General features: G+C 61.7%; 20 protein-coding genes. 11 read left to right on the top strand and 9 right to left on the bottom strand.

Features of this window, described 5'->3' with window-relative positions; genetic code table 11:
• Positions 1 to 5: 5 nt before the first annotated feature.
• The 5 genes from MJQ68_RS03105 to kduI form a co-directional block, all read right to left on the bottom strand.
• Positions 6 to 2,888 carry an ExeM/NucH family extracellular endonuclease gene (locus MJQ68_RS03105; RefSeq protein WP_238749516.1) on the bottom strand — a complete coding sequence of 961 codons (2,883 nt, stop codon included), beginning with the start codon at positions 2,886 to 2,888 and terminating at the stop codon, positions 6 to 8.
• Positions 2,889 to 2,971: 83 nt separating this feature from the next.
• Positions 2,972 to 3,604 (bottom strand): hypothetical protein, encoded by a 633-nt coding sequence (locus MJQ68_RS03110; protein WP_238749517.1) that lies wholly within the window; start codon positions 3,602 to 3,604, stop codon positions 2,972 to 2,974.
• 50 nt (positions 3,605 to 3,654) lie between these two features.
• The gene (locus tag MJQ68_RS03115) at positions 3,655 to 4,347 is read right to left on the bottom strand and encodes an NUDIX hydrolase (protein WP_238749518.1); all 693 of its coding nucleotides are present in this window, start codon (positions 4,345 to 4,347) and stop codon (positions 3,655 to 3,657) included.
• On the bottom strand, positions 4,332 to 5,084 hold the full coding sequence (locus tag MJQ68_RS03120; RefSeq protein WP_238749519.1) for an SDR family NAD(P)-dependent oxidoreductase: 753 nt from the start codon (positions 5,082 to 5,084) through the stop codon (positions 4,332 to 4,334). Before MJQ68_RS03120 ends, MJQ68_RS03115 begins: the two co-directional genes overlap by 16 nt.
• Before the next feature lie 2 nt (positions 5,085 to 5,086).
• Positions 5,087 to 5,920 carry a 5-dehydro-4-deoxy-D-glucuronate isomerase gene (gene kduI, locus MJQ68_RS03125; RefSeq protein ID WP_238749520.1) on the bottom strand — a complete coding sequence of 278 codons (834 nt, stop codon included), beginning with the start codon at positions 5,918 to 5,920 and terminating at the stop codon, positions 5,087 to 5,089.
• A 77-nt stretch (positions 5,921 to 5,997) separates the two neighbouring features.
• On the opposite strand from kduI, the gene MJQ68_RS03130 reads away from it, so the two are divergent.
• Both MJQ68_RS03130 and MJQ68_RS03135 read left to right on the top strand, forming a co-directional pair.
• On the top strand, positions 5,998 to 7,188 hold the full coding sequence (locus MJQ68_RS03130) for a glycoside hydrolase family 88 protein (RefSeq protein ID WP_238749521.1): 1,191 nt from the start codon (positions 5,998 to 6,000) through the stop codon (positions 7,186 to 7,188).
• Between the two features lie 18 nt (positions 7,189 to 7,206).
• Positions 7,207 to 8,175, top strand: a complete 969-nt coding sequence (locus MJQ68_RS03135) for a DUF4861 family protein (protein WP_238749522.1) — start codon at positions 7,207 to 7,209, stop codon at positions 8,173 to 8,175.
• Positions 8,176 to 8,197: 22 nt separating this feature from the next.
• On the opposite strand, the gene MJQ68_RS03140 is transcribed toward MJQ68_RS03135, so the two are convergent.
• Together MJQ68_RS03140 and MJQ68_RS03145 are read right to left on the bottom strand one after the other, a co-directional pair.
• Positions 8,198 to 9,004, bottom strand: coding sequence for a T9SS type A sorting domain-containing protein (locus tag MJQ68_RS03140; RefSeq protein ID WP_238749523.1), 807 nt, complete (start codon positions 9,002 to 9,004; stop codon positions 8,198 to 8,200).
• Positions 9,005 to 9,383: 379 nt separating this feature from the next.
• Complete coding sequence (locus MJQ68_RS03145; RefSeq protein ID WP_238749524.1) at positions 9,384 to 10,370, bottom strand: T9SS type A sorting domain-containing protein; 987 nt, start codon at positions 10,368 to 10,370, stop codon at positions 9,384 to 9,386.
• Positions 10,371 to 10,745: 375 nt separating this feature from the next.
• On the opposite strand from MJQ68_RS03145, the gene metG reads away from it, so the two are divergent.
• Together metG and MJQ68_RS03155 are read left to right on the top strand one after the other, a co-directional pair.
• Positions 10,746 to 12,893 carry a methionine--tRNA ligase gene (gene metG, locus MJQ68_RS03150; protein ID WP_238749525.1) on the top strand — a complete coding sequence of 716 codons (2,148 nt, stop codon included), beginning with the start codon at positions 10,746 to 10,748 and terminating at the stop codon, positions 12,891 to 12,893.
• Positions 12,894 to 12,908: 15 nt separating this feature from the next.
• The gene (locus MJQ68_RS03155) at positions 12,909 to 13,370 is read left to right on the top strand and encodes a GreA/GreB family elongation factor (RefSeq protein WP_238749526.1); all 462 of its coding nucleotides are present in this window, start codon (positions 12,909 to 12,911) and stop codon (positions 13,368 to 13,370) included.
• On the opposite strand, the gene MJQ68_RS03160 is transcribed toward MJQ68_RS03155, so the two are convergent.
• Positions 13,371 to 16,721, bottom strand: a complete 3,351-nt coding sequence (locus MJQ68_RS03160; RefSeq protein WP_238749527.1) for a transglutaminase family protein — start codon at positions 16,719 to 16,721, stop codon at positions 13,371 to 13,373.
• Positions 16,722 to 16,821: 100 nt separating this feature from the next.
• Here MJQ68_RS03160 and MJQ68_RS03165 point away from each other — a divergent pair, with 100 nt between their 5' ends.
• From MJQ68_RS03165 to MJQ68_RS03195, 7 genes are all read left to right on the top strand, one after another.
• A complete protein-coding gene (locus tag MJQ68_RS03165) occupies positions 16,822 to 18,282 on the top strand; it encodes a circularly permuted type 2 ATP-grasp protein (protein ID WP_238749528.1) in 1,461 nt (486 codons plus the stop codon).
• 131 nt (positions 18,283 to 18,413) lie between these two features.
• Entirely contained in the window at positions 18,414 to 19,445 is a 1,032-nt protein-coding gene (locus tag MJQ68_RS03170; protein ID WP_238749529.1) for an alpha-E domain-containing protein, read from the top strand.
• Positions 19,446 to 19,469: 24 nt separating this feature from the next.
• Complete coding sequence (locus tag MJQ68_RS03175; protein WP_238749530.1) at positions 19,470 to 20,273, top strand: peptidase; 804 nt, start codon at positions 19,470 to 19,472, stop codon at positions 20,271 to 20,273.
• Positions 20,254 to 20,952, top strand: coding sequence for a phosphatase PAP2 family protein (locus MJQ68_RS03180; RefSeq protein WP_238749531.1), 699 nt, complete (start codon positions 20,254 to 20,256; stop codon positions 20,950 to 20,952). The genes MJQ68_RS03175 and MJQ68_RS03180 overlap by 20 nt, the downstream gene beginning before the upstream one ends.
• A 62-nt stretch (positions 20,953 to 21,014) precedes the next feature.
• A complete protein-coding gene (locus MJQ68_RS03185) occupies positions 21,015 to 21,950 on the top strand; it encodes an SMP-30/gluconolactonase/LRE family protein (RefSeq protein ID WP_238749532.1) in 936 nt (311 codons plus the stop codon).
• Positions 21,951 to 22,056: 106 nt separating this feature from the next.
• A complete protein-coding gene (locus tag MJQ68_RS03190) occupies positions 22,057 to 22,800 on the top strand; it encodes an electron transfer flavoprotein subunit beta/FixA family protein (protein ID WP_238749533.1) in 744 nt (247 codons plus the stop codon).
• Positions 22,801 to 22,933: 133 nt separating this feature from the next.
• Positions 22,934 to 23,896 carry an electron transfer flavoprotein subunit alpha/FixB family protein gene (locus tag MJQ68_RS03195; protein WP_238749534.1) on the top strand — a complete coding sequence of 321 codons (963 nt, stop codon included), beginning with the start codon at positions 22,934 to 22,936 and terminating at the stop codon, positions 23,894 to 23,896.
• 91 nt (positions 23,897 to 23,987) lie between these two features.
• On the opposite strand, the gene MJQ68_RS03200 is transcribed toward MJQ68_RS03195, so the two are convergent.
• A complete protein-coding gene (locus tag MJQ68_RS03200) occupies positions 23,988 to 25,559 on the bottom strand; it encodes a helicase HerA-like domain-containing protein (RefSeq protein ID WP_238749535.1) in 1,572 nt (523 codons plus the stop codon).
• Position 25,560: the final 1 nt, after the last annotated feature.

The raw sequence follows: 25,560 nt of genomic DNA on the forward strand, positions 1-25,560 counted from the left end.
TGCCGCTACAGTACGGCGAGCTTGAAGGTAGCCTGACCGGCACCCGGCTCCCGGAGCACGACGAAGTAGACCCCGGCGGGTAGGCCCGCCACACTGAGCTGTGTGCCCAGTATCCGTGCGGTACCGCTACCGAGTACCTGGCCGGCCGAGTTGGTGAGCAGGTAACTGCCCGCGCGCTGTAGGCCGGCGAAGGTGTAGGTGTGCGATCCGGTGCGCATCAGTTCGGCACCTGAGCCGTTGGGCACGCTGTTGGGCACGCTGTTCACGAGCTGACTCAGGTCGATGCCCACTACGATGGGATCGTGGTCGCTGAAGCGGTAGAAATCGGGTGCGTACAGACTGTCGCTGGCTCCCTCCGTATTGTAGTCGAGTATGGCGGGCTCCGGCGCGTTGACCGTCCAGGCGGTAGCTCCGGTGATGAACGGCGCCAGCGAATCACTGGCCAGCGCGTAGTCGAGGCTGCCCCACGCTCCGCCGAAGACGTAGCTGGGCGGACCGCCGGCACAGGGGAAGCGGTCGTTGCCGAGCAGGCGCTTGGTGTTCACGTAGCCGGCATCTTCCAGTACCCTGATGGGCTCCTCCATGCGGTAGGCGTTGAGGTCACCGATGACCAGCACGTCGGGATCGTCTACTCCCGTAGGGTCGGTCGCCAGCCAGGCGGCCAGTGCGCGGGCTCCTTTGGCGCGGGTGCCGTTGCAGTTGCCGGCACCTCCATCGTCGTCGTTGCCGGGGCCACAGCCGCCGCCCTTACTCTTAAAGTGGTTGACACAGACGGTCAGTTCCTCACCCAGGTTACTGCTGCCGGCGTCGATGACGCGGAAGGTTTGGGCCAGGGGTACGCGGTTGGTGCTGCGTCCTACGAAGAGGGAATCCGGACTGGCCAGTGCAGCCGCCGTGCCGGACTCCTCGATCCGGTCGGTGCGGTACACCAGGGCCACCATGATCTGGTCGTCACCGGTATTGGGGGAGACCACGAAGGCGTAGGGTACGCCGCAGCGGGTAGAGAGTGCATCGACCAGACGGGCGAGGGCGATATTGTCATTGTTCTCGATCTCGATGAGGCCGATGATGTCGGCGTTCAGCTCGCACAGGGCGGCTACGATCTTGTCTTCCTGGCGGATGAGCTCTGCCTCGGTATCGGCACCCCGGCTATTCAGGGTGGTAAAGTAGTTGAGCACGTTAGCGCTGACTACGCGTAATTCGCCGCCTACCTCCGGCGCACTAGTGGGCCGGTCGTTACCACTCAGGCGCAGGTTTTCGGTCTGGGTAGGCTGAATGCGGTAGCGACGGAAGCCGTAGCCCAGCACACCGGTGAGGCCGCTAATGGTCTGTCCGGCACGGATCTGATCGCTGGCTTCCAGGGTATCGGTGCCAGCGAACAGGATGGGCAGGTTATTGCTTCCGCCCCGCCCGTCGTCGATGAGCAGCAGGTCGGCGGAGATGCTGTCCCGGTAGGCAGCCAGGGCGGCAGCATCCGGCCGGTTGCATTCGGTGAATTGGATGATGCGCTCGTCAGAGGTCACCTCCACCTCACCGAAGCGGGCCAGGCTGCTCACGTCGGTGATGACCAGGTCGCGGGGGGTGACGCGCATACCTTCCAGGGCTTCCAGGAGGGAATCTGCGCGGGGTAGGGTAAGAATCACGGCGGTAGGTAAGTCCGCGCCGGCAGACTTCCGGGTAATCGCCGCACCGGCGTCCCCGCCCCCCCGGATCTGGGTCTGACCGAAGCGCTCTTCGACTACGCCGGTTACGGTGACCAGCTCGCCCATGGTTACGCTCGCGTTGGGTGCGAATACGAAGACGCCTTCGGAGGTCAGGCTGTCCTGATCGGCGTCGGCGTCCTCTTCCTGTACGTAGAAGCCGTCGAGGCCGTCCACGAAGTCACCCGTCACGATGGCTTCTACCGTGACGGTATTGCCGGCCAGGGGGCTGGTCTCGCCGCGGCCCTGCACGATGTGGATGGCGATGGGGTCGGTGCCTAGGTCGTCGTCCAGCAATAGGAGTTCAGCGGGCGCACCGCTGGTATAGCTGGTATCGCTGATGGCGCCGAGGGTCACCACGATAGTTTCGCTGCCCTCGATCTGCTCATCCTCTACTACGGTAAGAATGACGCTTACGCTGAGCTCGCCGCTGGGGATGGTAGCCTGCTGGTCGCCGGTAGTGAGGTAGTCAGTACCGGGAGTAGCCGTGCCGCTCAGCGCATAGCTTAAGGTGAGGTCACTGTCCGCCGCTGTCGACAGACTTACCGTAAAGCCACCGTCGGTGCCGGGCTCGGCCAGGTCGGTGGTCGCCGTGATGGATAGGGTAGGCCCGTCGCTGCCGCCGCCTCCCTGGTAGGTGCCGAAGGGAACGATAGCGCCGATCTCTACTAGCGTAAGGCCGTCGAGGAGGTTATTGCCGGGCGTAATCCAGTTATCGGCTACCCAGGTACCGTCGGGGCCCGTACCGTTGGTGCGGTAGAGGTAGCTGTCGGTATAGATACTGGTATCGTCACCGATCGGTCCGCCAACCTGGTCGACGATACTACCGTCGAGCTCCAGGGTGAAGGCATCGTTACCGTTGCCGGATACCGTGCCGGAGGCGATGACGTTAGCGAAGTCGCCCGCTGTACCGAAGGCTTCGGCGAAGGCATCCGTACCGTTCACCACGTAGACGAAGGCATCCGTGTAGGTGCCGGAGAGCGTGATGGGCGTGCCCTCGGTATTGGTATTGGCGTAGCGCTGTACGGTGTAAGCGCTCAGATCGACCGTGCCCTTCACGTACAATTCCACGGCCCGGGGCGTGGCGCCCGGGGCGGTCCCGTCGAGCAGTCCGGTGATCAGCACACGGTCCTGCGCGGTGATGAACAAGCTACAGAGGAGGCTGAGGTAGAGTAAAACTGGTTTCATGAGCTGGGCACTTGGGTAGATGGAGCGACAAAGATAGTCGTCGGACCCCAGCGCCCAGCCTATTGCCCTAAGCTTGAATAAACTTAGTTCACCGCGTAGGGCATCCGCTTGCTGGCGTTGCGCATGAGGGCCTCGACGAGGTCTTCGGCCTTGTTCATCAGTCCGCCGCTGGCCTCCCAGTCGTAGTTCCAGATCATGCCCTTTTCGGCGTCGTGGATGTCCATATTCACCGTAGTCGCATTCGTGGCACCGGCGGCACCGGCCAGTACGGCCAGTGCGATGGCCGCGCCCTGGCTCATGGGCTTGCTCATATTGAAGCGCGTCGTGATCACGGCATCTACGCCCAGGATCTGGGCCATCTCGGCGGGGGTCATGCTGCGGTCGTCGATGCTCCAGCCGGCCTTGGTGAGCTTGGCGTTGGTGGTCTCGGGATCCAGGATCTCCAGGTTGCGGATCTTGCCCTGCTGCTTGCGGCGCAGCATCCAGCTGTAGATCTCGCGCTGAAAGGTGAAGGTATCGTCGCGTGCGGCCTGGGCCAGGGCTTCCGGATCGTCTTTCGGACGCCCCTTGATGGCTACGGTAGGTGGCAGGATCGCGATCAGCTGGTGGCGGGAGGTAGCGGCGGCCATTCCGGGCGCTTCGTAGATCTTTGGTCCGCAGGAGGTAAGCAGAAAGAGTACGCTCACGAGGAGCAGGTTAGAATAAACAGCTTTCATATAGGGGAATAGTGAGTGTGAGATCAATAGTACTACTGACGGGGGTATAGTTATGTATTTTTCTGTAGCTGCGCCCGCAATCGATCCACATGTACGCGGTATAGTACCGGTCCGCCCCGCACACCGCGGCGTTTCTCCTCGGTTTCGATAAGGAAATCGTAGGTCTGCAGCTTGCGCCGAAAGTTGCGGCGGTCCAGGCCTTCGCCCAGAATCTCTTCGTATACCCCCTGCGCTTCGGTCAGCGTAAAGCGCTCGGGCAGTAGGTCAAAGGCCAGGGGGCGCGTACGCAGGTGCAAGATCAGGCGGGCATGGGCATCGGCGAGCAGCGTGCTGTGGTCAAATCCCAGTGGGGGTACCTCCGATAGCGGAAACCAACGCACCTCGCTGAGGTAGCCCAGGGCCGTCGGCTGGTGCTGCTCCGGCCGCACCAGCGCGTAGTACGACGTAGTGACCACCCGCCGCACGGGGTGGCGGTCCGGTGCACTATAGGTAGCTACCTGCTGCAGGTACAGATTGCGCACGCCGACGAGTTCGAGGAGTACGCGGCGGGCGGTTTCCTCCAGCCGCTCGGTCTCCGCCATAGCCCCGCCGGGCAGTACCCAGTGGCCCAGGAAGGGCTCCACCGCGCGGCGCACGAGGAGCACCCGCAGTTCCCCTTCGGCGTAGCCGAAGACCACGCAGTCGGCCGTATGGGTAGCCGCTGCGCTGCGTACGGTGACGCGGGTATCTAGCGGCCCATCCATCCGCCGTCTACGGTGAGTACGGTGCCCGATACATAGTCCGAGGCCGCGCTGGCAAGAAATACGGTGGGTCCCTTGAAGTCGTCCGGCTCACCCCAGCGTCCGGCGGGAATGCGCCCGAGGATGGAGGCGGAGCGCTCCGCATTATCCTGCAGCGCCTGTGTATTATCGGTGCGGATATAGCCCGGCGCGATGGCATTGACCTGCACGCCGTGGCCGGCCCACTCGTTGGATAGCGCCATGACCAGCTGACCGATCGCCCCCTTTGAGGCCGCGTAGCCTGGTACGGTGATGCCGCCCTGGAAAGTGAGCAGGGAGGCGGTGAAGATGATCTTACCCCTGCCGCGGGCGACCATATCGCGCCCAAATTCCCGGGAGAGAATGAAGGGGGCGGTCTGGTTGACCGCGATCACCTCGTCCCAGTACGCATCGCTGTGCTCGGCGGCGGGGGCCCGCTGAATGGTGCCGGCGTTATTGACCAGAATATCGGGGGTGCCATGGGTGGCCTTTACCGTAGCGATGAAGTCGGTTAGGGCGCTGCGGTCCGAGAAGTCGCAGCGGTAGGCGGTGAAGCGGCGGCCGAGCGTGGTAACGGCCTGGGCGATGGCGTCCGTCTCGCTGAGACTGGCCGATACACCGATGATGTCGGCGCCGGCGGCGGCGAGCCCTTCGGCCATGGCGAAGCCGATGCCGCGCTTGCAGCCGGTGACGAGGGCGGTCTTGCCCGTGAGGTCGAACATAGCTAGCGGATAGTTGAGCGTGGAGCGGCGTCCATATCGGCGAAGGACTGGTTTTCACCGGCCATGCCCCAGACAAAGCGGTAGGCGGCGGTACCGGCCCCGCTGTGGATAGACCAGGGGGGAGAAATAACGGCCTCGTCGTTGCGCACGGCCAGGTGGCGGGTCTCTTCGGGGCTACCCATGAAGTGCATGACCAGCTCGTCCTCCGGCAGGTCGAAGTAGAGGTATACCTCCATACGACGGGCGTGGGTATGGGGCGGAAAGGTGTTCCAGATATTGCCCTCGGCGAGCTCGGTGAAGCCCATCACGACCTGACAGCTCTGAATGCCCTGCTCGTGGATGTACTGGTAGAGTACACGCTTGTTGGCATGGGCCTCGTCGCCCAGCGCGATGCGGTTGGCTTCGGACTGTGTAGCCTTCGTAGTGGGATACTCCTTGTGGGCGGGGGCGGAGTTGATGTAGTACTTGGCGGGCTGGCCGGCCGAAGCACTGGCGAAGCGTACGTCCCGGGCACCGCGGCCGATGTACAGGCAGTCGAAACGCTCCAGGGTGTAGGCCGTGCCGTCTACGGTCACCGTACCGCTACCGCCCAAATTAAGCAGGCCGAGCTCGCGGCGCTCCAGGAAGTAGTCGGCCCGCAGGGCATCGTCGTTTTCGAGCTGGAGGGGCTGATCAGTGGGTACCGCGCCGCCGAAGATGAAGCGGTCGTAGTAGGAGTGGAACAGGGTCACCGCTCCGGGGGTCATCACGCCGGTGGCGAGAAACTCATCGCGTAGCTCGCTGGTGGTCTGTAACTTGAAGTGGTCGGGGTGGACGCCATGGCGCATGGTAATCATAAGAAGAAGTTTCTGTGTCAAATATACACGGAATTGCCAGGAGGCACTAACTTTAGCCTGATCATTCTACCGTACTTATGCGAATTCTTCCCCTCCTCGTCTGTCTGCTCGCTGCGGTGTGCACCGCCTCCTGCCAGCGTTCTCCCGCACCTGCGGACCCGCCCGCTGCTACGTACAGTATACCGGTCGACAGCATATTTGCCCTGGCTAAAGTCAAGTACCTGCGCGCAGCGACCAGCCTGGACACTGCCGCCGGACTGCCCCGTAACGCCTGGGACGACGGGACCTGGCGGCAAGTCGGCAAAACGGACTGGACCACCGGCTTCTTCCCCGGTATCCTCTGGCAGGTGTACGCCCATGATCGCGACGCGGAGGTACTCGCACAGGCCAAAAAGTGGACCGAGACCCTGCGGGAAAATCAGACCTACGACCGCAACCACGACATCGGCTTCATCATGTACTCCAGCTTCGGAAATGCCCTGGAGCTGACGGGTGATAGCGCCACCTACCTGCAGCCGCTGCTGACCGCGGCGCGCACGGGGGCCGGCCGCTTCAACCCCACCGTAAAGACCATCCGGAGCTGGGACCGCGAGGATACTAACCACCTAACCATCATCGACAATATGATGAACCTGCACCTGTTCAACTTCGCCGCCCGGGAGACCGGCGATAGCAGCTACCTCCGCATGGCACGCCGTCATGCCGACCGTACCGACGCCGAGCACTTCCGCCCCGACGGGAGTAGCTACCACGTGGTGACCTACGATCCCGCCGACGGAGCCGTGCGCTCCCGCACCACCCACCAGGGGATCGCGGACGAAAGCATGTGGGCGCGCGGACAGGCCTGGGCCATCTACGGATTCACCGAGGCCTACCAGGACATGGGCGACCAACGCTACCTTGACCGGGCTATCCGGTCGGCGGATCACTTCATCGAGAACCTGCCCGCGGACACCATTCCATTCTGGGACTTCGATGCGCCGGGGGAGGAGAAGGACGCTAGCGCAGCGGCCATCGCGGCCAGTGCATTTATCGCGCTCAGCGAAGTGACTGGCAGTGCCAAGTACCGCAGCGAAGCGGAGCGACTGCTTACCGCCCTGAGCAGCCCGAAGTATCTGGCCGGAGTAGATGATCCGATGGGCGGACTACTGCGTCACCAGACCGGCAATAAGCCGCGCAGCGGCACCGATCGCGAGCGGGAGCTCGACGTCAACATCAACTACGGCGACTACTACTACCTGGAGGCGCTCAACCGCTTGAACCAGTAACCGAATACCCACTAGCACATGAACAGATTATCTATACTCGTCCTACTCCTGGCAGCTACCGCCTGTGGAAACCCGGACGCCGAGACTACCACGGACGCGCAAGCATCGACGACGCCGGTAGCTACTACGGGCACCAATATTCGTCTCGCCGAAGCCCGGGAAGACGGTACCTTCGAGGAGGTCACCGAGGCTACGCGCGCAACGGACCACATTGCCAAGCGTACTCCCTACGTCTATCAGGTGGAGGGACCCGCCTGGGAAAACGAGAACGTGGGCTTTCGGATCTACTTCGACGAGCGCAACGCCATCGATATATTCGGCAAGCGGACGCGCGACATGGTGCTCGACAGCGTAGGCTTAAACACCGGCGGAGACGGGGAGAGTTACCACGATTTTTCCGACTGGGGTATGGATGTTCTCAAAGTCGGTACGTCCCTCGGGGCCGGTAGCATCGGACTGATGATCGATGGCCAGGCGTACCACCTCGGGGATGCAGCCGAGGAGACGGTCCGGGTGCTGGAAGAGACACCCGAACGCTCGCGCCTGCTCCTCAGCTACCGGGGCTGGGAGGTAGCCGGTCGCAGCCTGGACCTCGACTGGGAGATCGGCATCGATACCGGTACCTACGGCTATACCTCCTCGGTAACCTTTACGGGCCTGCGGGGCGACGAAGAACTGCTCACCGGTATCGTCAACCTGCTCAGTGACACGGTCTATACCGTGGAGCAACCCGGTCGCTTCGTCATGTACACCTACGGTCCACAGGCCGAGCTGGATAAGGTACTGGGTATGGCCATCACAGCAGACGAGTCAAAGGTGCTCGGTACCGGCGAATTTATGCCCGACGAGACGCCCATCAGCTCCTCCTACTACGTACGGCTCAGGCTTACCGATGGGGAGCCCACCGAGTACCGCTTCACGGCCGGCTGGGAGCCGGGGAATGCAGATTTTGCGACCCGGGAAGGCTTCGTCAACGCCATATACTAGACGGAGTCGAGTGCGTCCCGGCTTAGCGCACGACGAGGCGACTGCTTTTCGTACCACTCCGCAGCAGGTAGACCCCGGGGAGCAGCGTAGTGGGCAGCGTAAGGTAGGGGGCGCGCGCGTCGAATGCGGGGAAGCGCGCTACCTCGCGGCCGTCAGGATGGTACAGGCTGATGGGTGTACCGGTGTCGACGGAGCTTAGTTGCACCTGCTGACCCGGACTGGCGGGGTTCGGGAACAGCCCGATGGCTGGCTGCTCACCCACGTGCACACTCACGATATCGAAGACGGTACGGGTACCGTCGAAGTCGTGCTGTGCGAGCCGGTAGTAGTGCTGACCGGTGCCGGGTGCACGGTGCAGGTAGCTGTAGTGAAGGATCTGGTCGGAGCTGGCCTCGCCGGCCAGGCGGGTGAGCTCGACGAAGTGGACGCCATCCTGGCTGTGCTCGACGGTGTAGAAGTCATTGTCAACCTCCTCGATGCTCGACCAGCTTAGCTGTACGTCACTTTTGAGCGGGGCAGCATTCCAGGACAGTAGGGTGACGGGAGCGGCGGCACCTTCGGCACGTACGTTAGACTGGGCCTGCGCGAACTGATTTCGGTTGAAATTTGTGCCCCGAAAAATGAAGTTGGCCTGATTACTTGAGCCTGCAAAATTCAGTGTGAAAGTATTTGCTGCCGACCCATCGACCAGCACGGCATCGGGTACGGTCAACTTGGCCCCGCTGCTCAGGCTAAGGTTCAGCGCCCCTATACTAAGGGCTCCTGACTCCGGGCAACTGGTCGGTAGGGTGAAGTTACTGGCCTGCACGGTGATGGTGCCGGAAATCACGCCAGTGCTAGAGATGTTGCCCGAACAGGCAGTGCAGAATGCTTGGTTGTTTGCAATTATGATGCAACCTCCCTGTGCATTCACAACGCACGAGCCGCCAAAGAAAACCAGGAAGAGTAAACAGGTGTAAATGTGTCGCATAGTGTGTGTAGTGTTATCGCCCACAGCGCCGCCAAATGGCGGAACTGTTAAAGCCTACACTAAATATACGATGCTACGGTCAGGTAGCTAACTATCAATAGTCAGCCGCACTATTCAAGTCTGCCGGTGAGCGTCCGCAGGCACTACACATGCCGGTATCGCCGGTTCATCACCCCTTAATGGCGATGTTGTTTAAACGTTAAAGTTTATGACCCTACACAATATGTGCCCTGAGACGCTAGCGGACCAGCAGATGGTGGGCGGTCGTGCCTACCCGTAGCACGTAGCTACCGGTACGGAGATCGGCGGGCAACCGCAGGCGCTGCTGCTGTAGTCGGTAGGTGCCGACGTGGATACCCGCCGCGGTATAGATCGTCACCTGCTGTTGCTGATCGCTCTGCCCTACGGTCAGGAGGTGCCCGGCCCGGGCGGGGTTGGGGTAGGGGCGGGTGGCGGCCACTGCCGTGGTGCTATTCCGGGAGCTGCTGTATTCCTGGACGATGATGCCCGACAGCTCCGTAGAGCCATCATGGTCTACCTGCCGGAGGCGGTAATAATTACGTCCTGCGGTGGGTTCGGTGTGGGTGTAGCTGTAGTCTAGCAGCGTGCGGCTATCCCCCTGGCCGCTCCGTCGGCCTACGGGCCGAAACGTCACCCCGTCTACGGAGTGCTCCACCTCGTAGTAGGCATTATCCGATTCGCTGGCACTGCCCCAGCGGAGCGCGATGTGATCGTCCGCCGGCTCGGCCTCCCAGTAAGCTAACTCTACGGGTAGTGATGCGCGCTGTCCGGAGGCACTCTTAGTGAAGTCGTCCGGATTCGATAGCCGCGCGGAGAGATCTGCATAGTTGCCGCCGGAGCCGCCCTTAGGGCTATAGGTCAGCCCACTCAGTACGGACTGACCGTTCACGTGGCCGTCTACCGCTACCGTAGTGTTCGGTGCGATCTGAATCCCCCCCGGAATTTCAAATGTGACCTTATTATCTATCCTGATCGTCACATTATCCGCAAAGGTGAAAGCGGACGTACAGCTTTCCGGCAGGGTGTAGCTGATTCCCCCCGTGACGATCAGCTGGCCGCGAAACACCCCGTCGACGATGGCCGGATTCGAACCCGTAGAACAACTACTGCAGATGTCGAAAAAGCTGCTTGTCACCTCGCAGACTTGGGCGGAAGAACTACCGGTGATAATTAAGGATAAGAATAGAGTGAATACGCGTTTCATAGTGGATAGTAGCCGACGGGGACCAGCCTCAGTGTCGATAGGTTACTTATTGTAAAAAGTACAATAAGTCTGTTAGGGTAACGACCCCTATACGCCAATGTTGTTTGGACATATAGGTCTTAACGACTGTTTTGGTGGCTAAACACCTTCTTTCTTAAAAGAAGGAGGAGCGGCGGACTATGGTCCGTCGCTCCTCCGAAATGTGTGTTAGTGTCTATTTAATCGTAATTCTAAAGTAGGATTTAAAGCATTGTTGTTCGTCGTGTCCGTACCAGAACGACCGCCTTAGCTATATTGTTGTGCAGACAACGAACGTGTATACATCTTTTTCGTCCCCGCCCCGCGCGCTACTTTTGCGCGACCTAGTTTACCGCCATGCCCCACCTGCTTACTTCCGCGCTGCCGTACGCCAACGGCCCGCTCCACCTCGGCCACCTCGCCGGCGCTTACCTGCCCGCCGATCTCTACGCCCGCTACCTGCGGCTGATGGGTAAGGACGTACTCTGGGTCTGCGGCAGCGACGAGCACGGCGCGGCCATCACGCTGCGCGCCAAGAAGGAGGGCATCGACCCGCGCGATATCATCGACAAGTACCACGCGCTCAATAAGGCCAGCTTTGCCGCCCTGGGCATCAGCTTCGATCACTACCACCGCACCAGCACGCCGCTGCACCACGAGACGAGCCAGGACTTCTTTCGCACCCTAGACCAAAAGGGTGGCGAATTCATTGTCAAGACGACCGAGCAATACTACGATCCGGCGTACCAGCAATTTCTGGCCGACCGCTACATCAAGGGCACCTGCCCCCGCTGCGGCCACACCGAGGCCTTCGGAGACCAGTGCGAGAATTGCGGCAGCGACCTGTCGCCCACCGAGCTCATCGAGCCGGTGTCCGTACTCAGCGGCAGCACCCCCGAACTGCGCGAGACCAAGCACTGGTACTTCGACCTGGCTAAGCACGAGGACTTCCTGCGCCGCTGGATCCAGGAGGGTAGGGTAGACGGCGAGCAGGTCCACGACCCCACTACCTGGAAGAAGCACGTCATTGGCCAGTGCATGAGCTGGCTCAACGAAGGCCTGCAGGCCCGGGCCATCACGCGCGATCTCGACTGGGGCATCAGCGTGCCCCACCCCGAAGCGGAGGGCAAGGTGCTCTACGTCTGGTTCGATGCCCCCATCGGCTACATCTCCAGCACCAAGCAGTGGTGCCTCGACCACGGCCGCGACTGGCGCGACTACTGGCAGAACCCCGATACCGAGCTCACTCACTTCATCGGAAAGGACAACATCGTCTTCCACTGCCTCATCTTTCCCGCCATGCTGCGGGCCCACGGGGACTACGTCCTACCCAAAAACGTGCCCGCTAACCAGTTCCTCAACTTCGAGGGCGATAAGTTCAGCAAGTCCCGCGGCTGGGGCATCGAACTGCACGAGTACATCGAGGAGTTCCAAGACTTCCCCAACGGCGAGGATGCCCTACGCTGGGCCCTCATTCGCAACCTGCCCGAGCAGTCCGATGCCGACTTCACCTGGGACGGCTTCACCGAATATTACGATAAGGACCTGGCCGATAAACTTGGCAACTTCTTTAACCGCGTCACGGTCCTCACCCACAAGTACTTCGACGGTCTAGTCCCCCGCTCCACCGGGGCGCGTTCGCAGGTGCAACACCAACTCCAACAAAGCCTCAGCACCCTAGCTACCCACTTCGAGGCCTTCCGCTTCAAGGACGCCGCCACCACCTTCGTCGAGCTGGCCACCTTCGGCAACACCTACCTGCAGGACGCCGCCCCCTGGTCGCTGGCTAAGGCCGATCCGGAAGATCCCCGTATCGCCGAGATCATGTTCGACTGTATCCAGGTCGCGGCGGCCCTGGCCCTGACGGCCCACCCCTTCGTCCCCCTGGTCAGCGCCAAACTGCGTACCGTACTCAAGCAGGACATCGTAGCCAACGGCGACTGGGCCGTAGCCCGGGATACCCTCGCTGCGGGTCGCCCCCTGATCGCTGCGGGACACGCCATCGGGCAGGCGGGCGTCCTCTTCCCTAAGATCGTGGATCGCAAGGACGACAGCCTGCTACAGATCGTCCTGCGGCAGCGCAACAAGCTCCGCTCGTCGGCCGAGCTCGCCTCGTCCGCCGAGCAGAGCGGAGGAGCAAAAATCATCGACACCCCCGCAGCCGACGAGGCTAAGCCCGAGATCTCCTTTGACGACTTCACCAAGCTAGACCTGCGTACCGCCACCATCGTCACCGCGGCACCCGTCAAGAAATCCAATAAGCTACTGCAGCTTACCATCGACCTGGGCGCCGGCGAGCAGCGCAGCGTAGTAAGCGGCATCGCCAAGCACTACGATCCGTCCGAGCTGCCCGGTCAGCAGGTTGTAGTGGTTACTAATTTGGCCCCCCGCAAGATGGCCGGCGTGCTGAGCGAGGCGATGATCCTGATGGCGGAGGATGCGCAGGGGAAGCTGGGCTTCGTGGCTGCGCCTGCCGGATTCGGAAACGGGCTGGGCGTCCGATAATCCAAACTCAACCCAATGATGGATTCCCACGAAGTAAAGGCCGCCCTCTACCAAGCCTGCACGGAACACATCGAGCGGACCATCCGCACCATCACCCAGAACCTCACCTCCATCGACGCCTCCCGCAGCAGCGAGACCAAGAGCAGTGCGGGCGATAAGTTCGAGACCGGCCGGGCCATGCTGCACCTGGAAGAGCAGAACAATCAGCGGCAACTGAGCGAGATACTGCAGGTCAAACACGCACTCGGTAAAATAGACCCTGCACACAGTTCACCACGCATACAGACCGGTAGCCTGATCATCACCGATCGCGGCACGTACTACCTCGCGGTAGGGCTGGGTAAGGTCACCCTAGCAGGATCACGCTACTACTGCATATCCCCCCAGTCGCCCATCGGGGGCCTACTACTGCACAAGACGGTGGGCGATGAAGTGCACTTCAACGGCAAGCCGATAAAGATCCAAGGAGTCCGCTAATTACACCAGCCGCAAATCCAGCGTGCGGCCAAACTCTCCGCGCAAGGTGACTTTTTTGACGTCAATAGCCGGCAGTGTACGGGCCAGCCCTTCGGCAAAGCGTTGCACTGGCGTACCCGCCGCTACCTGTACCACCTGCTCCACGTCCTTCTGGCTGTGGTTGTGGTCGTAGAAACGGTTGACGCGGCGGCTCTCGGCCTCCAGGCTGTTGACGGGAAAGGTGTCGTAACTGCGCCCCCCCGGGTGGGTGATGTGGTAGGTGCAGCCCCCGATGCTGCGCTCGTTCCAGCGGTCGTACAGGTCGAAGACCAGGGGCACGTCGGGCTTGATCGTGGGGTGCAGGGCGGAGGGTGGATTCCAGGCCTTGTAGCGCACGCCGGCCACGTACTCGCCCTCGCGATCGGTAGCGGATAGCGGTACCTCTACCCGATTGCACAGGATGGCATAGCGGTCCACGTTGAAGTCGGTGACCCGCACCTGCAGCCGCTCCACCGACGAGTCGACGTAGCGGGCCGTACCCGCGCTGCCCAGTTCCTCGCCGAGCACGTGCCAGGGTTCGATGGCGCTGCGCAGCTCGAGCGAGGTCTGCCCCTGCCTGATGCTGCCCAGCACGGGGAAGCGGAACTCGAAGAAGGGCTCCAGCCACTCCAGCTTGAAGTCGAAGCCGGCCTCGCGCAGGTAGTCACAGACCTCCTTCAGGTCCTCCCGCACGTAGTGGTGCAACATGAATTTATCGTGTAGGGCCGTACCCCAGCGTACCAGCGGACGGCGGTAGGGCTTGGCCCAGAAGGCCGCCGTCAGCGCGCGGATCAGCAGCAACTGCGCCAGGCACATCTCCTTATGCGGCGGCATGTCGAAGCCGCGCATTTCCAGGATACCGAGTCGGCCGGTGGCGCTGTCCGGACTATACAGCTTATCGATACAGAACTCCGCCCGGTGCGTATTACCGGTCACGTCGATGAGCAGGTTGCGGAACAGGCGGTCGACGATCCACGGCGCGGGGTCCTTCTGCTTGTCCAACTGCTTAAAGGCGATCTCGAGCTCGTATAGTTGGTCGGGCCGCCCCTCATCCACCCGCGGGGCCTGACTGGTGGGTCCGATGAAGGCCGAACTAAACAGGTAGCTCAATCCCGGATGGTTCTGCCAAAAGTTGATGAAGCTGCGCAGCAGATCGGGCCGGCGCAGCAGCGGACTCTCGGCCGGCGTCGTACCCCCTAGCGTGATGTGGTTGCCGCCGCCGGTGCCGGTGTGGCGGCCGTCCAGCATGAATTTATTCGTGCCCAGCTTACTCTCCTTGGCCAGGTCGAATAGCTTACCGTAGTTGTGTACGATGTCGCGCCAGCTCTTCGCCGGCTGGGCGTTGACCTCCACCACGCCAGGGTCGGGCGTCACGACGAGCTTGGTCAGCCGGGCATCGCTCGGCGGCTGGTAGCCCTCGATGATGACCGGGAGGTGCTGCGCCGTGGCGACCGCCTCGATGGCACTCAGCAGGTGAACGTAGCTCTCTCCGCTCTCCAGGGGCGGAACGAAAATGTAGAGTCGGCCCTCACGGGGTTCCAGACAGAGGGCGGTGCGTACCAGGAAGTCCTTGCGCGGACGCAGGTGCGTATCAGCTGAGCCAGGGGCGATGCCCTTCGGTAGCGCGCCGTGCACCGGCAGGTCGGGGAGTGCTTCCTGCGGACTGGCCGCCAGCTCCATCGCCGCTTGCTCCTCCGCGCTGGCCTTGGGTAGTCGGTCGAGTGGTAGGCGGAAGCCCATACCGGAATTACCAGGCAGGAGGAACACGTGCTCGCGCTTCATCTCCCAGACACTGCTGCGCCACTGTCCCTGGTTGTGGTCGAAGGTGAGGGGCAGGACGTAGCCGCGGGGGTTATCCAGGCCCACATCGAGCAGTTCGTTGAGCGTTTTGCGCGCCAGCGTGTCGAGGGGATCGACGTTGCGGGGGTCGATGTTGGTGGGCAGATTGCCGGTCTCCCAGAGGAAGTAGAAGGTGTCCTCGAAAGCGGGCTGACAGCGGTCGGCGGGCAGGGCGAGTTGCTCGGCCAGGGCACGGCCGAAGGCATCGGCGCGGGGCGCATCGACCCGGTAATCGTGGGTGGGGTTAGCTAGCAGACTGGGGTCAGTCCACAGCGGTTCACCGTCTTCGCGCCAGTAGATCGCGTACTGCCAGCGGGGGAGGGGTTCGCCGGGGTACCATTTACCCTGCCCTTGATGAATAAAGCCGTCGGGAGCAAACTCAGCCTTGAGCTTAACGGCCAGGTCGTAGGCCAGGCGGCGCTTGTCGGGTCCGTCCGCGTCCTCGTTCCACTGCTCCGACTCCTGATCCACTTCGCTGACGAAGGTGGGCTCGCCGCCCATGGTGAGGCGGACGTCGCCGGTCTGCAGCGACTCCTCCACCGTATCGCCCAGCGCGAGTAGCTCACTGAACTGTACGTCCGAGTACGGCTTGGTGACCCGGGGGATCTCCCGGACCCGCTCCACCACGTTGGCAAAATCGAAGGTGACCTCGGCCGGCTCGCTGAACCCGCTCAGGGGGGCTGCGCTGGCCGGGTCGGGGGTGGCCGCCAGGGGGATGTGCCCCTCTCCGGCGAAGAGTCCGCTCGTAGCATCCAGGCCTACCCAGCCGGCACCGGGCAGGTAGACCTCGGCCCAGGCGTGCAGATCGGTGAAGTCGGCCTCCGGTCCGTTGGGTCCGTCGAGTACCTTTTCGTCCGAAGTGAGCTGCACCAGGTAGCCCGAGACGAAGCGGGCGGCCAGTCCGAAGCGGCGCAGGATCTGCACCAGCAGCCAGGCCGAGTCGCGGCAGGAGCCGTTGCGGCGCTCCAGGGTGGTCTGGCAGCTCTGCACGCCGGGCTCCATGCGCACGTTGTAGTGGATGTCGTTGGCCAGCTGCTGATTGATGCTCACGAGCCAGGGCACGGTGGTGCCGCTGACGTGCTTGCGGGCCTCGGTCATCCAGTCGTCGAGCAGCGGGCTCTCCTCGGTCACCTCCAGGTAGGGACTCAGTTCCTTGGCCAGCTGGTCGTCATAGTCGAAGGGAACGGCTTCGGCGTAGTCCTCCAGAAAAAAATCGAAGGGATTGAAGGTCACCAGGTCGGCGATCACTTCCACGTCGATGACCAGCTCCTTCACTTTGACCTCGTCGGGGAAAACGATGCGGGCCAGGTAGTTGCCGAAGGGATCCTGCTGCCAGTTGATGAAGTGGTTTTCGGGCTGTACCCGCAGGCTGTAGGCCTGGATCGGCGTACGGGCGTGGGGGGCCGGCCGGAGCCGAATCACCTGTGGCCAGAGCTTGACGGCGTGGTCGTAGGTGTACTTGGTGTGGTGGCGTAGGGCTACTCGGGTCGGCATAGAGGGGAAGCTGTCGGAACAAGGTAGGCGATATAAATCCTACGGTCGTACTTTGTTGGCTTAACCGTCGAGCACTCCGCTTGCCCAACTGCTTCCGCCCATGACTCCAGCCACCGGCCTCTTTACCGGCTATACCGTACCGGAGGGTACGCTCGACGAAGTGTTCAGCGACTTCACCCACCACTACGGCAAGTATCCGGCCATCCGGGAAGGCTTCGACGAGCTCAGCGCGGGCGATTTCCAGCGGCTCAACGAAAGCGCCAAACTGAGTTTTCTCAATCAGGGCATCACCTACGCGGTGTACTCCGAAGACGGCGGCGGCCGCGAAAAGATCTTTCCCTTCGACCTCTTCCCCCGCATCATCGATCAGGAAGAGTGGACGCAGCTGCAGATGGGCCTGGAGCAGCGGAATACCGCGCTCAACCTGTTTCTCAAGGATGTCTACGGTGCCCGCGCCATCCTGAAGGAAAAGGTCGTGCCCGAAGAGCTGGTCATGAGCAGCAGCCACTACGTCAAGGGCATGGAGGATATCCGGCCACGGGGAGATGTATATACCCACGTCTGCGGTACCGACCTAGTACGCCACACGGACGGCAAGTTCTACGTCCTGGAGGATAATCTGCGTAGCCCCTCGGGCGTGAGCTACGTACTGTCCAACCGCGCGGCCATGCGGCGCACCCTCTACGGTATGTTCCGCCACGTACCGGTGGAGGAGGTCAGTGATTATCCCGCCATGCTTCTGCAGACCCTACAGTCCGTAGCCCCGCAGCGCGATGGCGAGCCCCGCTGTGTAGTGCTCACGCCCGGCCCCTTCAACTCCGCTTACTACGAGCACAGCCTGCTGGCCCGCCTCATGGACTGTGATCTGGTGGAGGGCCCCGACCTATACGTAGACGACGATACCGTCTACCTCAAAACCATCAAGGGCCGCCAGCGGGTAGACGTGATCTACCGCCGCATCGACGATGCCTACCTGGACCCCGAGGTCTTCCGTCCCGACAGCATGCTCGGCGTAGCCGGACTGATGCGCGCCTACGCTAAGGGCCGGGTCACCATCGTCAACGCCCCCGGCACCGGCATTGCCGATGATAAGGCCATCTGCGCCTACGTGCCCGACATGATCCGCTTCTACCTCAAGCAGGAGCCCATCATCAGCAACGTACCCACCTACATCTGCGGCAAACCCGAAGACCTCCAGTACACGCTGGAGCACCTGGCCGAGCTGGTCGTCAAGCCCGTGGATATGTCGGGTGGCTACGGCGTCATGATCTGCGACCGACTAAGTAAAGCCGAGCTCGACGAGTTGGCGGAGAAAGTGAAAGCCGACCCGCGCAACTTCATCGCCCAGCCCAAGATCATGCTCAGCACCCACTCTACCTACATCGAGGAGCAGAACAGCTTCGCCCCCCGCCACATCGACCTGCGCACCTTCACCCTCCTCGGAGCCGACAAGACGCGCATCCTCAAGGGCGGCCTCACCCGGGTAGCCCTCAAGGAGGGTAGCCTGATCGTGAACTCCAGTCAGGGTGGGGGGAGTAAGGATACCTGGGTGATTTGTTAGGTTTTTTAAACACGGATTACTCGGATTTGGGGCACAGATCAGACACGGAGTATCGTGGTGTCTGCCCCTTTCGATCCGTGTTTAATCCGTGCCCTGAATCCGTCGTAATCCGTGTTTAACCCCTCCCACACATGCTAGCAAGAATCGCCTCTACCCTCTACTGGACCGGCCGCTACATCGAGCGCTCCGAGCACCTGGCCCGCTACCTGCGCGTACAGTACTTCTCGATGCTCGACGCGCCGATGAGCCAGAGCAAGGACTTTATCCTCAAGTCCATCCTCAATATGTACGGCAGCGAGTGGGAGGAAGGGGAAGAACTCGTGGAGTCCCAGGTGCTGCAGCGGGTAGGGATGGACTATAGCGTGCCCACCAGCATCCGCGCTACGGTGAAGGCGGCCCGCGAGAATGCCGGCAGCGTGCGCCACGTCATCTCTACCGAGCTCTGGGAGGCGATCAATACTTTTTATGTCAACAGCCACGCCACCGACCCGGAGGACTTTGCCGTGCGGGGGCTCTATGATTATACCTTCGAGGTGAGCCGGCAGTGCGCCATCATCCGCTCGCGGATCCACGATACTTTGCTGCACGACGAGTCGTGGGTATTCGTCAAGCTCGGCATCCACCTGGAGCGGGTAGCGCAGGTGATCCGTATCATCAACGCCAAGCTAAACGACGGCGACGTGATCAGCGACCGCGGCGGACCGGACGAAAACAAGATCCTGAAGCTGTACCAGCACACCATCCTGCTCAAGGTGCTGGAGGGCTTCGACATGCACCGCCGAGCCTACCGCCGCAAGCAGACCCGGCGCACTACGCTGGAGTTCCTGATCGCCAATCCGGAGTTTTCCCGCTCCGTGACCTACAATATGGACCGGGTGGTCGGCCTGCTGGCCCGCCTGCACGGTAAGTCGGACGTCCGCGATCCGGCACAGTTCAGGGCGGGTAAGCTGCTGAGCTATTTCCGCTATATCGATTACGATCAGATCAGCGACGACCCCATCGATGCACTCAATAATGCCCTGAGCGAAGTCTACGCCCTGCACGACGATATCGAACGGACCTACTTCAATCCTGTTGAAACAGATAGTACGCTGCCCCGTCAGAGTCAGACTCAGTCCAACGGCGCGCAGTCACAGACCCAGGTCACCAATACTCCCGGCTAAGCCGACCGCAAACCAGATCCTCCCATGACCTACTGCCTCGGCATCCGCGTAAAGAACGGCCTGGTGGCCATCGCCGACACCCGCATCACCTCCGGCTCCGAGACCACCTCGGCCAAGAAGATCTCCATCCACAAGCAGGGTAAGAACAACATCTTCCTGATGACCTCCGGGCTGCGCTCGGTGCGCGATAAGGCCGTAACCTACTTCGAGGAAGTGCTGGAAACCGAGAGCAGCCACTTCGACAAGATGTACAAGGCCGTCAATGCCTTCGGTGAACAGCTGCGCCGGGTGGCCGATGAGGACAAGGCCAGCCTGGCCGCCGCCGGCCTGAGCTTCAACCTGTTTACCATTGTCGGCGGACAGCTCGAAAACGACAAGGAACATAAGCTGTACCTGCTCTACCCCGAGGGCAACTGGATCGAGATCGGGGAGGCTACCCCCTTCACCATCATCGGCAACTCGGGCTACGGCAAGCCCATCCTGAATCGCACGCTCAGCTACGACAGCCCCCTCAACTTTGCCATCAAGTGCGGCTTCCTCAGTTTCGACTCTACGCGGGTGAGCGCCAACGACGTCGGCTATCCCGTCGATATGGTCATCTACCACAAGGATACCGGCTTCATGCACGAGACGCGCTTCGATGAGAAGGATACCGGTCACCTCGGCGCGCTCTGGGGCGGCCGTCTGCGCGAGGTGATCAAGGAGATCCCCGACGACTGGATCGACGACCTGGTCACCAAGGTCGAAAATGAAGGTAAGCAGGATAAGGTGCGCCAGAGCCAGGTCGCTCAGCAGCAACAAATCCGGCATGGTGGTCGATCAAAGTAGCTCCGCCGACCTGCCACAGTCCCTCTTCCCGCTCGACCGAGCGCAGGAGATCGTCATCGTACTGAGCGGTATCGGCTTTCTGCTGGCCGCCATCTGGATGGATCGCCGCGATACTACGCCGGTGTTTTCTCCCTACGGTACGGACTATTCCGGCGACGAGATCAACCCCATCGACCGGCTCGGTAGTACGGTAGGCCGGCCCGGCGCGGGACAGCTGGCCGATGCCGGACTCTACGGTGGCCCCACGCTGCCCCTGCTCCTGTCGTTGCACCCGCGTACGCGCCCGTATTATCCCTTCATTTTGCTGCTGTGGCTGGAGACGATGCTGCTCACTTTCGCGACCAGTAGCCTACTCAAGAATACGGTGAACCGGCCGCGCCCCTACGTCTACCACGGCGACTGGGCGCTGGACCGGCCGCTGACCCGTAAGGACCGCGCGGCCTTCCTCTCGGGGCACTCGGCCAATGCAACGGCCGGGGCGGTGCTCTTCGCGGAACTGCTGCGGGCCTACCTGCCGCGTCTTGCCTGGTACGGGCGGCTACTGGCTAGTGTGGTGGCACTGAGCACGGCCTTCCTGCGGGTCAGGGCCGGTAAGCACTGGCCTACGGATGCCGCCGCGGGTATCCTGCTGGGGGGCGGGGTCGCGGGTGCGGTGCTGCGGGTCCACCAACGGCCCTGATCGGCTAGCGAACTCTTTCGCTGCGGAGGTACTTACTAGGGGTAACCAACCATCAAAGATCTATGCGTTACCTCCTCCCCCTTGCCCTGCTTCTCTTCTCGCTATCCGGCTGTCAGGACGATGACGACGTGCCCGGCCCGGTCGCTAACCAGATCGTACCGATCATCATAACGGAGCAAGCTAAATTCCCCGAAGGCATCGCGTACGATGCAACGACTAACCGCGTATATACCGGCTCCACGGTCGATGGTACCATCTATGCCGGACTAAAGACCGATAGCCGCCTGCAGCCCTTGCCTACGACCGGAGCTTCCATCGGGGTGGCCGTCGGTATGGATATATCGGGCACGGACCTGTACGTAGCCGGAGGGCCCACGGGATCCGCCTACGTCGTCAATCTGGGCAACAACCAGGTGCGGGAGCTGCCGAGCGATGAAGTACCGGCCGGCGACAGCACCTTTATCAATGACGTGACCGTCGGTGCCGACGGCACCGCCTACCTGACCGACTCCTACTTCCCCGTGCTGTACCGCTACACCGGCGGCGACAGCCTGGAATCCTGGCTCGATCTCGACAGTACCATCATTAACTATCAGGCTAGCTTCAACCTTAACGGTATCGTCATCGCCCCCGGCGACCGCTACCTGCTGACTGTGCAGTCCAACACCGGTATACTCTTCCGCATCGACGTGACCGATCGCTCGGTGACCGAGGTGAACGTAGGCGGCTTCTCCCTGACGGCGGGCGACGGCCTGGCCCTGGACAACGACCTGCTGTTCGTGGTGCGCAACCAGAACGCCGAGGTGGTGACCATTGCGATGGACGGCGATTACGCTAACGGTCAGGTAGTAGGCATCACCAACAGCCCGGACTTTCGCTTTCCCACGACCGTTGCCGCTACGCCCGATAGTCTACTGCTTGTCAACGGACAGCTCGATCAGCGGGGTCCCGGCGGCAGTCCCGTTCTACCCTTTACCATATCCAAGTTTGCGCGCTAACTTGGCCTGACCCTCTGGTGCAGTGGTGGCTGCCGACAACTTTAGCGGCTGCGGCTCCGTTGGGTTAGCGAAAATTCGCTACTATATTTGCGTTTAAACGATCTGTATGAAATTGCTTGTTTGCGTCAGTAAGACGCCCGAGACCACCACGAAAATTCAGCTGACCGGCGACGGTGGCGACATCGATACCACCGGTGTACAGTACATCATGAACCCCTACGATGAGTGGTACGCCCTGGTGCGCGCCCTGGAGCTCAAGGAAGCGGCCGGCGGCTCGGTGACGATCCTCAACGTCGGTCCGGCAGACAATGACTCGGTGATCCGCAAGGGACTCGCCATCGGTGCCGACGACGCGGTACGCATCGACGTGACCGAAGAGAAGGACAGCCTCTACACCGCCCGGCAGATCGCCGAGTACGCTCGTGCGGAGTCTTACGATATCGTGTTCTTCGGTAAGGAGACCATCAGCTACAACGGCTCCGAGGTAGGTGCTATGGTAGCGGAGTTCCTCGACGTACCCTACATCGGCGAGGCCAGCAAGCTGGAGATGAACGGCACGCAGGCCACCGTCACCCGCGACATCGAGGGCGGCGAGGAAGTGATCGAGCTCGAGACTCCCTTCGCCATCAGCAGTGCCAAGGGCCTGGCCGAGCAGCGCATCCCTAACATGCGGGGCATCATGATGGCCAAGCGCAAGCCCCTGAAGGTGGTGCCACCTACCGACTTCCCCGATACCACCCGCATCGCCCACTACGACAAGCCCGAAGAGAAAGGTAGCGTAAAGCTCATCGACGCCGACAATATGGACGAGCTGGTACGCCTGCTGCACGAAGAAGCGAAGGTTATCTGATGAAGGGGGTAAGGGAGTTAAGGGGTTAAGGCGGTAGTGATAGTATCCGTCACGCTCCAATCCCGCTCCCACAGCCTTAACCCCTTCTCTCCGTAACCCCCTGACCCCTTAATCTCCCTAACCCCTTAGCATAATGGTATTAGTATACGCAGAGGCCACCAACGGCCAATTCAAGAAAATGGCCCACGAAGTAGTGGTGTACGGTAAGAAAACGGCCGATGTGCTGGGTACGGAGTGTCATGCCCTCGTACTCGGGGATGCGTCCGGTGCCGAGGATCTGGGTCGCTTTGGTGCCAGCAAGGTGCATCAGTTGAAAAGCCCTAATCTGGAAAAGTTCGACGCAGCGGTGTACACCGTGGCAGTCGCCGAAGCCGCTAAGAAGCTGGGGGCGACGGTCATCGTACTCAGTCACAATAGCACCGGCAAGAGCATCTGTGGCCGCCTGGCCGCCCGCCTCGAGGCCGGTTCCGTGCCCGGTGCCAATGCCATCCCGATGATGAAGGACGGCTTCTTCACGGTCCGCAAGCCGGTATTCTCCGGTAAGGCCTTTGCCGACGTACAGCTACTGACCGACGTCAAGATCATCAGCGTAGCCGGCAACTCCATTCCGGTAGAAGAACTGGGACAGGGCGGCACCACGGTAGAAGCCCTGGACATCACCCTGCCCGAGCCCCGGACCAAGGTGGTCAAGCACCAGGTAGCCACCGGTCGCGTACCCCTGCCCGAAGCCGAGCTCGTCGTCAGCGGCGGCCGTGGCCTCAAGGGTCCCGAAAACTGGGGTGTAGTCGAAGACCTCGCCGAAGCACTGGGCGCTACTACGGCCTGTAGCCGTCCGGTAGCCGATAGCGACTGGCGCCCCCACCACGAGCACGTCGGTCAGACCGGCGTAGCCATCCGCCCCAATCTCTACATCGCCGCGGGTATCAGCGGTGCCATTCAGCACCTCGCTGGCGTAAACAACTCCAAGACGATCGTCGTGATCAATAAGGATGCCGACGCACCCTTCTTCAAGGCGGCCGACTACGGGGTGGTGGGCGATCTGTTCGAGGTGCTTCCCCGGCTCACCGAGGCGGTAAAGAAGTACAAGGGACAGTAGGTAGGTAAGTCGTCTGCCGAGCTATACGCAGTTTAGCTCGTCCGCCGACTGTCTGAAATCTTTCCTGTTAATCGCTCGGCGGACGAGCGGCTTACCGCCGCCGCCGACGCGTCTTACGAATACCCAGTACGCCCAGCAGCCCCCGGGTAGCTTCCCGGGCTACGGTGCGGCCGATCTGGCGCACCATGGTGTTGCCGGTCATCTCTTCAAACCACGACTTTTCCACGGTTTTACGCCGTCGGGAAGTCGTTGTTTTTTGGGCCTGCTGGTGCTGGGCCTCCATCTCTTCGCGGTGCTCCGCCGCCTTGGCCTGGGTGAGCTTTTCTTCCAGGATCTCGTAGGCGCTCTCGCGGTCTACCTCCCGGTTATATTTTTTGACCAGGGGGGAATCATTCACTAGCTGCTTTATCTCGCGGTCGGTCAGCACATCCATACGACTCTCCGGCGCGCGCAGCAGGGTACGCACGAGTGGGGTGGGGCGGCCCTTGCGGTCCAGGGCGGTGACGAAGGCCTCCCCGGTACCTAGTTCGGTCAGGGTCTGTGCGATGTTGTAGTGCGCACTCAGGGGGTAGTTCTCACTGGCCAGTTTGATGGCCTTGCGGTCTTTGGCCGTGAAGGCGCGGAGGGCATGCTGCACCTTGAGTCCGAGCTGACCGAGAATGTCGGAGGGAATATCGGCCGGATTCTGGGTCACGAAGATCAAGCCGACGCCCTTGGAGCGTATGAGTTTTACAATGGCTTCCAGCTGGTCGAGCAAGGCATCCGTAGCCTCATCGAAGATGAGGTGGGCCTCATCGATGAAGACCACTAGTTTGGGTCGGTCCAGGTCACCCTCTTCGGGGAAGGTCGTGTAGATCTCGGCCAGCAACTGGAGCATGAAGGTGGAGAACAGCTTGGGCCGGTCCTGCACGTCGGTGAGCCGTACGATGGAGACGATACCGCGGCCGAGCTCGTCTAGGCGGGTGAGGTCCGCTACGTCGAAGCTGGGTTCGCCGAAGAACTTCTCCGCACCCTGCCCCTCCAGCTCAACGACCCGGCGCATGATCGCCCCTACGGAGGAGGTGGACATGCGGCCGTAGTCCTTTTCTGCTTCTTCCTTTCCCTCGTTGGTGAGGTACTGCAGGAGTTTGCGCAGGTCCTTGAGGTCGAGCAGCGGCAGCTCCTTATCCTCGGCATACTTGAAGGCTACGGCGATGATGCCCGACTGCGTATCGTTGAGGTCGAGCATCTTAGAAAACAGCACGGGACCGAACTCCAGCACCGTAGCGCGCAGCCGTGCCCCCGGCTCGTCACTCAGGCTGAGCAACTCGACCGGACTACCACTGGCCGCAAACGGAATACCGATGGCGGCGTGTCGCTCGTCGATCTTGGGGTGGCCCGGGCTGGGTACGGCTACGCCGCTCAGGTCGCCCTTGATGTCCATCAGCAGGCTCGGTACGCCCTCACGGCTGAGCTGCTCGGCGAGTATCTGCAGGGTCTTGGTCTTACCGGTGCCGGTAGCGCCGGCGATGAGGCCGTGGCGGTTGAGGGTACCCAGGGGGATGCGTACCAGGGTATCGGTCTGGGTGTGCCCGCCGAGCATGGCTCCGCCGAGTACAATGGACGGACCGTTGAAGGCGTACCCGGTGGAGATGTCGTTGCGAAAGTCGTCTGCTGTAGCCATA

Source organism: Neolewinella maritima, assembly GCF_923081025.1.
Taxonomy (GTDB): Bacteria; Bacteroidota; Bacteroidia; order Chitinophagales; family Saprospiraceae; genus Neolewinella; species Neolewinella maritima.

Excerpts from the sequence above, each read along its gene's own strand:
- MJQ68_RS03105 (WP_238749516.1), bottom strand. The coding sequence starts at position 2,888 with ATGAAACCAGTTTTACTCTACCTCAGCCTCCTCTGTAGCTTGTTCATC.
- MJQ68_RS03110 (WP_238749517.1), bottom strand. The coding sequence starts at position 3,604 with ATGAAAGCTGTTTATTCTAACCTGCTCCTCGTGAGCGTACTCTTTCTG.
- MJQ68_RS03115 (WP_238749518.1), bottom strand. The coding sequence starts at position 4,347 with ATGGATGGGCCGCTAGATACCCGCGTCACCGTACGCAGCGCAGCGGCT.
- MJQ68_RS03120 (WP_238749519.1), bottom strand. The coding sequence starts at position 5,084 with ATGTTCGACCTCACGGGCAAGACCGCCCTCGTCACCGGCTGCAAGCGC.
- kduI (WP_238749520.1), bottom strand. The coding sequence starts at position 5,920 with ATGATTACCATGCGCCATGGCGTCCACCCCGACCACTTCAAGTTACAG.
- MJQ68_RS03130 (WP_238749521.1), top strand. The coding sequence starts at position 5,998 with ATGCGAATTCTTCCCCTCCTCGTCTGTCTGCTCGCTGCGGTGTGCACC.
- MJQ68_RS03135 (WP_238749522.1), top strand. The coding sequence starts at position 7,207 with ATGAACAGATTATCTATACTCGTCCTACTCCTGGCAGCTACCGCCTGT.
- MJQ68_RS03145 (WP_238749524.1), bottom strand. The coding sequence starts at position 10,370 with ATGAAACGCGTATTCACTCTATTCTTATCCTTAATTATCACCGGTAGT.
- metG (WP_238749525.1), top strand. The coding sequence starts at position 10,746 with ATGCCCCACCTGCTTACTTCCGCGCTGCCGTACGCCAACGGCCCGCTC.
- MJQ68_RS03155 (WP_238749526.1), top strand. The coding sequence starts at position 12,909 with ATGATGGATTCCCACGAAGTAAAGGCCGCCCTCTACCAAGCCTGCACG.
- MJQ68_RS03160 (WP_238749527.1), bottom strand. The coding sequence starts at position 16,721 with ATGCCGACCCGAGTAGCCCTACGCCACCACACCAAGTACACCTACGAC.
- MJQ68_RS03165 (WP_238749528.1), top strand. The coding sequence starts at position 16,822 with ATGACTCCAGCCACCGGCCTCTTTACCGGCTATACCGTACCGGAGGGT.
- MJQ68_RS03170 (WP_238749529.1), top strand. The coding sequence starts at position 18,414 with ATGCTAGCAAGAATCGCCTCTACCCTCTACTGGACCGGCCGCTACATC.
- MJQ68_RS03175 (WP_238749530.1), top strand. The coding sequence starts at position 19,470 with ATGACCTACTGCCTCGGCATCCGCGTAAAGAACGGCCTGGTGGCCATC.
- MJQ68_RS03180 (WP_238749531.1), top strand. The coding sequence starts at position 20,254 with ATGGTGGTCGATCAAAGTAGCTCCGCCGACCTGCCACAGTCCCTCTTC.
- MJQ68_RS03185 (WP_238749532.1), top strand. The coding sequence starts at position 21,015 with ATGCGTTACCTCCTCCCCCTTGCCCTGCTTCTCTTCTCGCTATCCGGC.
- MJQ68_RS03190 (WP_238749533.1), top strand. The coding sequence starts at position 22,057 with ATGAAATTGCTTGTTTGCGTCAGTAAGACGCCCGAGACCACCACGAAA.
- MJQ68_RS03195 (WP_238749534.1), top strand. The coding sequence starts at position 22,934 with ATGGTATTAGTATACGCAGAGGCCACCAACGGCCAATTCAAGAAAATG.
- MJQ68_RS03200 (WP_238749535.1), bottom strand. The coding sequence starts at position 25,559 with ATGGCTACAGCAGACGACTTTCGCAACGACATCTCCACCGGGTACGCC.